This window comes from Bacillota bacterium (assembly GCA_018333655.1).
GTDB lineage: Bacteria > Bacillota > UBA994 > UBA994 > UBA994 > BS524.
On sequence record JAGXTJ010000018.1, the window covers coordinates 33,324 to 41,941 of the forward strand.

The window sequence follows — 8,618 nt, forward strand, 5'->3', positions numbered from 1 at the left end:
TTATATAGCGCTCGAGGTTGATACATGTGTAGAACTGCCTAGTAACAGCTAACGCCAGAGCGTATAGAGCCGCGGCCAAAAAACAATGGCGCCAATAGCGACTGCGGTGAGCGCGGCAATGAGTACACCCCCGGCAGCAAGACGCTTAGAGAGGGCCGCGAGGGGATGAAAGTTGGGCTCGACTAAGTCGACCACGCGCTCCACAGCAGAATTTAGCATTTCGCTAGTGATAACCAGCCCGGCGGCGAGCAGCACTAAGGCCCACTCCCATCTGTTTAGCCCCGCGTACCAAGAGGCGCCGAGCAGAATAAAGAACACGGCAAAATGAATGCGCATGTTTTTTTCTTCTCTGAAGGCGGTGGCTATGCCTATGAGGGCGTCTCTAAAGCTATCGGTAAGGCGGTGCGGGGCTTTCATCGCTCCATACCAAGGTGGAGCGTCGAACGCTCCACCCCAACGCTCTCTAACAGGGCTTCGGTCACGGCTTTCATTTCGCCTTCGTTTTCAAGATCATGGTCTAGGCCGGCAATGTGGGCCAGCCCATGAGCCAGCAAGAAGGCAATTTCGCGCTCTAAGCTGTGGCCAAAAGACGTGGCTTGGGCCGCGGCCCTCTCTAGCGAAATGACGATATCGCCAAGTAGTAGTGGCTTGTCTGCCGTAGCTAGATGGGGCTCGCCTGAGGCGGCGAAAGCAAAGGACAAAACATCAGTGGGCCCAGCTTTGCCGCGATACTCTTGATTTAACTGACTGATGGCCGCGTCATCGACAAAAGCGATGCTGAGCTCACTATGCTCTGGGAAGTTAAACACTTCTGCCGCTCGTGCCGCGACACGGTGCAGTAGATCGTCAATAGCGCTGGGGAGTGATAGTTGGTCTTGTTCGTTGCTCCATAGTACCTGCATCGAGCATCATTCCTCCTTGCTGCTCTGGGTATTCAATCCGCCGGTGAAAGATCCCTGTGAGGTGGCTTATAAAAGCCGAACCGATTTTATCGATATCTCTTAACGTAAGTTCACTTTCATCTAGCTGGCCAGCATGTAGCTTATCGCGCAGTAGGGAGCGCACCCTTTGTTCTATTTTAAGTGGTGTTGGGGCGGTCATCGCCCGTACGGCGGCTTCAACTACATCGGCCAACATCACGATGGCCGCTTCTTTGCTCCTTGGTCGCGGCCCTTCGTAACGGAAGTCGTCTTCTTTGGTATCGTGGTCGGCCTTTTGCGCCTTGTTATAAAAATACTGTACGACTGAGGTGCCATGATGTTCGCGTAGAATATCAATTATTACTTCGGGCAACTTGTGTTGACGCGCTAACTTAACTCCGTCCTTTACATGGCTAGTAATAATTAGTGCACTTAAATGAGGCGAGTAATCGTCGTGGGGGTTTTCGGCCACCAGTTGGTTTTCAATAAAGAAGTAAGGTCGCTCTACTTTACCTGCATCGTGGTAGTAGGCTCCGACCCTAGTGCGCAGGGGGTCGGCACCAACTTGCAGGGCAGCTGACTCTGCCAAATTAGCTACAATCAAACTATGGTGGTAGGTGCCCGGGGCCTCAATGAGCAGGCGCCTCAGTAAGGGATGCTGCGGATTGGCCAGCTCGGCTAATTTGATGCTTGAAACCACCCCAAAGGCGTTCTCTAAGAAGGGCAAGGTACCGATGGTAAGAATGGCGGAGAGCAAGCCATTAGTGAGGCCAAAGAAGGTGTCTCGCAGTGCTAGCTGTAGTACGTCACCTGATAAAAGAGCAAAGGCAGCCACCGTCACGGCATTGACGCCGCCGACTACGAGCCCGCTCTGCACGAGGCTGCGCCTAAGCTCACTACTAGACACGGCATAGATACCAGCAGCCGAACCAAGCAGCGCCACCACGAAAAACCGCGGTTCAAACCCGGTAAAACCGGCCACCAAGAGGCTTAGCGCCACACCAATGCCGATGCCAACTCTGGCATCGACTAGGACGGCAATGAGCATGCTGGCGGCGGCCACCGGCATCAAGTAGCCCGTTACCCCGGCGAGAGCAAAAGAAATAAAGGCTACACCTAGGCAGATGACGGCAATCAGCCCTAGCTGCGCGGTGGAGGCGTAGACAGCACGATAGTGAAAGTACAGATAGGCTAAGGGAAAGAGCAGTATTAAGAGAACTAGCAGCATTACGCCCGCTATGGCGCGAAAATTAAAGCCCGTGCGCAGTAGGCCGAGGTCGCTCAGCAGGGTAATCTCTCTCGTCGTAGCTATTTCACCCTGGCCAATGATTTTTTGGCCCTTCTGCAAGAAAATAGGGCTCACAAGCCTTGCTGCCGCTTCTCTCTCGCGCTCGGTAGCGACCTCGTTCAGGCGCAAATTAGGCGTCATAAGCGGGGGAACTAGGGCTGCCAGTAGGCCCCGCTCATCACTACTAAGGGGCGTCTCGCGCAAGGCCTCGCGCAGGCGTGATCGCGCTAGCTCCATGCCGTCCTCTTTGATGCCTAGCCTGTAGAGAGGCTCTAGTACCTGCGTTAACTCGAGCAGGAGATCTTGTCGAGCGACCGCATCGACCCTGAACCCGATCTTAATGATGTTCTCAGGCAAGGCTAGGGGTAACTGCGCCCGCGCCGCCTCTAGGCGGGCGGCCTCGGACATGTCTGCGGCGGCAATTGTTGCCAAACGCACTAGGGTGTCTTCGACCTTGTCGAGCACCTCGGTCACGGCTGCATTGTCTTGATCGTAGACTTCGCCAACAGCGGCCCTAGCGTTCTGCCTGAGGGCTTCTGTAGTGTACCTGTCTTCAACCCGTCGTGGTGCGCCGACAAAAGAGAGGCTGGCCTGCCCCACTCGCAGTGGGACGCTATCTGGTACTAATGTCGCTGTGAGCATGGCTGCGCAGGAGACGAACACTACCCCCAACAAAGTATAGCGATAGGCCTTGTTCTGCTCCACAAAGCGATGCCACAAAAGCGTGAGATATGACACTTAATCACCTTCCCGTTGGGAACTCTCTCCATAAGCCTGGATAATCTTCTGCACTAGGGTGTGCCTGACTACATCTTGATAGGTGAGGTAGACAAAGGAGATTCCCTCTATACCTGCTAAGACGGCACGGGCGTCATCTAGCCCCGAAAGCTTACCCCTAGGCAAATCAATTTGGGTCACGTCACCAGTGACGATAGCGCGCGAGCCAAAACCCAAACGCGTTAAGAACATTTTCATCTGTTCGGGCGAGGTGTTTTGCGCCTCATCCAAGATAACATAGGCGTCGTCTAGAGTGCGCCCGCGCATGTAAGCTAGGGGCGCAACTTCAATTACGCCTTTTTCCATGTGCTTGGTAAAGGTCTCAATACCCAAGATGTCAAATAGGGCATCATAGAGGGGACGCAGGTAGGGGTCGACTTTATCTTGTAGGTCGCCCGGTAAGAAACCGAGTTTCTCGCCGGCCTCGACGGCGGGGCGCGTGAGCACTAAGCGGCTTACTTCGCGCGCCTTGAGAGCAGCCACGGCATGGGCCATGGCGAGATATGTTTTGCCTGTGCCGGCCGGGCCGATGCCAAAAACAATGTCATGCTTGCGCAGGGCCTCTACATATTGTTTCTGCCCGAGTGTCTTTGGCTTTACCTGTTTGCCGCGAAAAGTCTGCACGACCAAGCCGTTAACTAATTCACTCATTTTGATGCCCTGCGGAGCTTCTGCTAGCCGCAAGAGGTAGGTGACATCGCCAAGGCTAAGGCTGCCGCCGCTACGTAAGAGTTCGAGCATGCCCCTGACAACGTCTTCTACTTTGCGAACATTTTCGCGAGCACCCGTAATCAATAATTCGTTGTCTTTACAGTATATGCCTACAGGAAAAACTGCCTCAATCGCTTTGACATGCTCATCGTGCAGGCCAAGTAGCGCGGCTGCCTCGCTGTTGTCACGGATGACAAGTTTCACTGCTTTAGCTTCGATGCAAATGCCCTCCTCAATGATCTGCATGTGCGACGAACTTACCTATGTCTTCGAGAGTTTCTACGGTGATGGTGACGGTCACCTCTGTTGCCGTTGGCGACCATTCTTCATGGTGTTTTCTTTCGACTATGCGTGCCTGTGGCGGAACAATAAGCCTAAGGTTCTGCTCGGCTTGCGCGCGGGCATCGGCTAGGACTTGCTCGCGCGAAACTGCCTCCATCTGCATTACTTGCTCGCGGAAGGTCACAACTACATGTTCGACGAAAGGCGCCACAATCCTTTTCTCTGTGACGGCATCGTAGTACGGAAAGGGCGATGTCGATACCCCAGAAAGGTGGACTCTCGCCTCGCCCGCACCTAGCCAGGTACCCACAGCTACCCGGCCGGTGAAGCTTCTCTGCTGTCTATGCGTTGTGGCCTGCCCCTTGGCCTCGTACCACACGCGGGCCTCGGCCATGCCAAGAGCATGGACGGGCGGCATAGTCTGGCCATTAATGACCATGCGACCGCTAATGAGCACTTGACCGGCCGTAACAGTAGCATTTGCATTGACCACGGCCTGCCCTGTGTAGGCGATTAAGCGGGTTAGGAGCCCGTTCTTGGCGGCGACTATGTCCCCTGGCGGGCGATGGGGGGGAATGATGGTCTCGCGCTCCACTAGTTTAATTTCGGCCCGACTACCGCGCAAGGAGACGGCCACAAAAACTAACTCGGGGAACTTTACGCGCAGGGCCTGCGTGACCTCCTCTGTTTTTATTCTTTCGCGCCATGCCCCTATATATAAGCCTTGCTCCTTGGCTACTTGGGCTATTTCGGCCGATGATATAGCTACGCTAGGCTCAATGTCGATAAACCAGACAATATTCGAGAGAAGCCAGATAAGCAGCGCAAAGACAAGTATCCCACAGGCAAAAGACCATCGTCGGTACATGCGCTGCATAAAGAACGGTAAGCCATGGCGTCGCACCACGCGCACCGAGCAGCGGTTGCGGCGCGCAAGCTTGCGCATAGCAAAGAAGCCTTTGATGCTGGTAGAGAGAGTAATGTGGTCGTGCCGCACTTTGACTCTCCACAGCGGTAGGAGCAGACGGTGGCAGCTGTTGATAAAGTCTATGCGTCCTTCGCCGCCGATGCGGAGGGTTAGTACGCCAAAGAGAAAGGTCCACCAGTTATTTCTCATGGTTGTCTGTCTCATACCTTAGTATAGTGATCTTGCCTGCCACGACTACTTCCTCTCGCCCTATACTGAGCAAGGTCAAATCGTCCCCTTGTATCGTAAGACTACCTCCTTTAACGGCAATTCTTAAGCCAACGAGCTCGAAAGCCAGTATGCATAGATAGTTTTCTACAATCAAGTGCCTGTTGCCCACCATGGTCAGGCGTGGCAAATTAAAGACCATTTCTTCCGGCATATCGAGCATCGAGTTAAAAAAGCCCCGCCACCCCCGCATAGTCAGCCCCCCTCTCTTCAACTTATGTCTTTAACAGCCGGGGAATAACAAAAGACGCCCGGAAGGGCGTCCGTTGCGGAGAGGGCGGAGGGTCGTGATACTTGCCATGTCTTTAGGCAAGGTGTGGCAAAGTTATGATGAAGCGCGTGCCGCGCCCTGTTTCACTAGCTACGCTGATCTTACCCTTGTGCAGTTCGATGAGCTCTTTGACAATGGCTAGACCCAGGCCACTGCCTCCGTGCAGGCGGGTGCGCGAGCTGTCGGAGCGATAAAATCGCTCCCAAATATGGGGCAAAGACTCGGGGGGTATGCCACAGCCTGTGTCATGGACGATGATCACGGTCTGCCTTTCATCTTGTTCTACCGAAATGCCGACTTCATGGCCGGCGCTGGTATAGGCGAAGGCGTTCTCAAAGAGATTGTCGAGCACCTGCTTCATGCGGTCTGGGTCAGCTAGGAGAGAGCCTGTGGCGTACACACTTTCTACAAAAGTGATGCCGTTTTTTTCGGCTAGGCGCCGCCAGGGGGTTACCACTTCTTCGATGTAGTTCATGAGCGGCAGCGGAAGCCGGCGGAGTGAGAGCGTGCGCGCGTCGCTTTGCGCCAAAGTAAGGAGGTCTTGACTGATACGACCGAGCCGCAGCGTCTCGCTAAGGGCCACGCGCAGATACTCTGATTTAGCCTTTTCGTCTACGGCCACGCCATCGAGAACAGCCTCTATATAGCCTTGTATATGGGCTAGAGGCGTGCGTAGCTCATGTGAGACGATGGCCACAAAACCCCGCCGCGCGTCCTCGAGCTCTTGGCGCGAGCTAATGTCAATAAGGACAGCCACTGCACCCCACACTTTTTCGCGACTGACAAGTGAAGAAGCTCGCACCAGCAAGGTGCGCTCACCGAGCTTTAATTCTTCTTCTACCTGTTCGCTACCCTGTGATGACCACGCCAGACGCAAGGCGCGCGATAATTCTAGAGAGGACTGATTATATTTGAGTAATTCTCTGGCCACTGGGTTTATTTGCAGTACAGCCCCATCCGCCCCAAAGAGAACCACGCCTTCAGTCATGTTTTGCAGGATGCCATGAGCCTGCTCCTTCTCTTGCGCGAGCTCTGTTACAGCTGTGGCCAAGTTGTGGCGCAAGGCGTTAAACCCATCTCCCAGAGAGTCAATCTCGGCTATGCCCGTCGGCAGAATGCTGCCTGTATAGTCTCCCCGCGACAACCGGGTAGTGGCCATGGCTAAGGCTCCTAGGGGCGCCGTCATACCTTTCGCCAGCCAAAAACTTAAGAGTAGCGCACCAAGTACGCCGGCTAAGCCCGACAGCGCAATGGTGCGTCTTACTTCAGCCATGGCTTGGTCAATGCCAGCTAGGGGCGAGTGAATGTAGATGGCCCCTATGGTTATGTTGCGCTGCACAACGGGTATGCCCACCAGCAGGTACGGAGCTTGCAGCAGGTGGTGGGTTTGCCTGAGAACGATGGCCTCGCCGCGCCCGAGCTTGCGCCATTCCTCCACAGGCAAGGCACGTCCCACCAAGCGTGCCATGGGTGCAGAAGACGCCACGATTACGCCCTCATCGTTGACCACCCAAAAGTCTTCGTCTACTACTTGGCGAAGGAGGGCCCACTGCCGCAGGCTCATGTTGAAACCGAGGTCTTCGGTGCCGAAACTGAGGGCGATGCGCGAGGCCTGGCGCGACAGGTCGCGCAGCCTTTGCCCCACTACGACATTCTCCACCAGGTAAGCGATAAGAAAACCGCTCACCGAAACGGTGAGGAGCACGACGACCAAGTAACTACCAAAGAGGCGGCCCCACAAACTCTTAGGCATTGTCGCGCACCTCGAACTTGTAGCCAACGCCCCACACTGTCTGCACATAAGAGTATCGCCCCACGCACTCAAGCTTTTGCCTAACTTTCTTGATGTGGGTGTCTACAGTGCGTGAGTCGCCATAAAACTCGTAGCCCCAGACCATATCGAGCAGCTGCTGTCGCGAAAAGACTTGCCCGGGGTGGCGAATTAGCGCCCAGAGGACCTCGAACTCTTTGGCGGTCAGCTCTACGGCCTGTGCGCCTACGGTGACCGAGCGACGGGCATGGTCCATGGTGAGCTCGGCCATGGCAACTACCTGCGAGCGCTCGTCTTCGGGTAGCGTTCGCCTGAGGACCGCCCTCACCCTCGCCACCAACTCGCGCGGACTAAAGGGCTTGGTGATGTAATCGTCGGCACCCATCTCTAGCCCCCGCAGCTTGTCTTCTTCGGTGGTGCGGGCTGTCAACATAATGATGGGCGCCTTAGAACTAAGCCTCACCTGTCGACAAAACTCCCAGCCGTCTATCGCGGGCAGCATAATATCTAGCAGCACAAGGCTGGGACGTTTCTCGCGAAAGAGAGAGAGGCCGATCTGGCCATCGAGGGCGACAAAGACGGTGTACCCCTCGCGCTCTAGGTAGGCTTTCATTAATTCGGCCAAGTAGTTTTCGTCTTCAACAATTAAGATAGATGACACAGAGGAGGCCCCCCTTGCTTCTATAAACGTACACTCTCCACGATTATAATGCGTAATTGTGAATTTTTGTTGTTCAAGAATCTCGTTTCAGAATCTCTAGATATAACAAAAACCCACCTGCCCGAGCTCTGCTGGTCAGTGGGTTTTTATCTATAAAGCACAGTTTATGCTACTCTGCTTTACGTGAATTTACGCTTGCGGGCCGCCTCAGACTTTTTCTTACGGCGCACACTAGGCTTCTCATAATGTTCACGCTTGCGCACTTCGGAAAGTACGCCTGACTTTTGGCACTGGCGCTTAAAGCGCTTGAGTGCTTGGTCAAGGCTTTCGTCTTTCCTTACTTTAACTTCTGACATTAAATTTCCCTCCCTCCGCCACTCACGAATGCTCGGAGAAGTCACGGGTAGTTAATCTATACACTTTCGTAATTATAACCTGCGATTAGGGAGGTGTCAACACGTTAGAAAATACCGCGCACTACTCTTCCTTGAGGGCCGCATACACCCGTTAGTTTGACAGGTCCTTTTTTACGTTAGTTTGACAGGTCCTTTTTTACGGCAAGTCTGAAGACCCTTGAGCTACAAGGCTGCAGGGGTATATTTTTTTAGTTTTTCCTTCATTTTTCAGTAGCATAAATTGGCATAATATGTTATGATGCTAGTAGCTATAGGCTGAAGGAGGTTTTCGTAGATGTACCTCAAGAAATCGTACCGCAAGGACAGCGGAAGAACATATCTTGTGA

General features: G+C 54.0%; 9 protein-coding genes. All 9 read right to left on the reverse strand.

Features of this window, described 5'->3' with window-relative positions; translation table 11 throughout:
* Positions 1–48: 48 nt before the first annotated feature.
* Positions 49–417: a diacylglycerol kinase family protein gene (locus tag KGZ92_03770; GenBank protein ID MBS3888405.1), complete on the reverse strand. Its 369-nt coding sequence runs from the start codon at positions 415–417 to the stop codon at positions 49–51.
* Positions 414–902: an rRNA maturation RNase YbeY gene (gene ybeY, locus KGZ92_03775; protein ID MBS3888406.1), complete on the reverse strand. Its 489-nt coding sequence runs from the start codon at positions 900–902 to the stop codon at positions 414–416. Before ybeY ends, KGZ92_03770 begins: the two co-directional genes overlap by 4 nt.
* Positions 847–2,946 carry an HDIG domain-containing protein gene (locus KGZ92_03780; protein MBS3888407.1) on the reverse strand — a complete coding sequence of 700 codons (2,100 nt, stop codon included), beginning with the start codon at positions 2,944–2,946 and terminating at the stop codon, positions 847–849. The genes ybeY and KGZ92_03780 overlap by 56 nt, the downstream gene beginning before the upstream one ends.
* The gene (locus KGZ92_03785) at positions 2,947–3,942 is read right to left on the reverse strand and encodes a PhoH family protein (protein MBS3888408.1); all 996 of its coding nucleotides are present in this window, start codon (positions 3,940–3,942) and stop codon (positions 2,947–2,949) included.
* A complete protein-coding gene (yqfD, locus tag KGZ92_03790; GenBank protein ID MBS3888409.1) occupies positions 3,929–5,095 on the reverse strand; it encodes a sporulation protein YqfD in 1,167 nt (388 codons plus the stop codon). The genes KGZ92_03785 and yqfD overlap by 14 nt, the downstream gene beginning before the upstream one ends.
* Positions 5,085–5,366, reverse strand: a complete 282-nt coding sequence (locus tag KGZ92_03795; protein ID MBS3888410.1) for a sporulation protein YqfC — start codon at positions 5,364–5,366, stop codon at positions 5,085–5,087. The genes yqfD and KGZ92_03795 overlap by 11 nt, the downstream gene beginning before the upstream one ends.
* Before the next feature lie 112 nt (positions 5,367–5,478).
* Positions 5,479–7,197 carry a HAMP domain-containing protein gene (locus KGZ92_03800; GenBank protein ID MBS3888411.1) on the reverse strand — a complete coding sequence of 573 codons (1,719 nt, stop codon included), beginning with the start codon at positions 7,195–7,197 and terminating at the stop codon, positions 5,479–5,481.
* The gene (locus KGZ92_03805) at positions 7,190–7,876 is read right to left on the reverse strand and encodes a response regulator transcription factor (GenBank protein MBS3888412.1); all 687 of its coding nucleotides are present in this window, start codon (positions 7,874–7,876) and stop codon (positions 7,190–7,192) included. The genes KGZ92_03800 and KGZ92_03805 overlap by 8 nt, the downstream gene beginning before the upstream one ends.
* Before the next feature lie 179 nt (positions 7,877–8,055).
* Positions 8,056–8,232, reverse strand: coding sequence for a 30S ribosomal protein S21 (rpsU, locus tag KGZ92_03810; protein MBS3888413.1), 177 nt, complete (start codon positions 8,230–8,232; stop codon positions 8,056–8,058).
* Positions 8,233–8,618 lie beyond the last annotated feature (386 nt).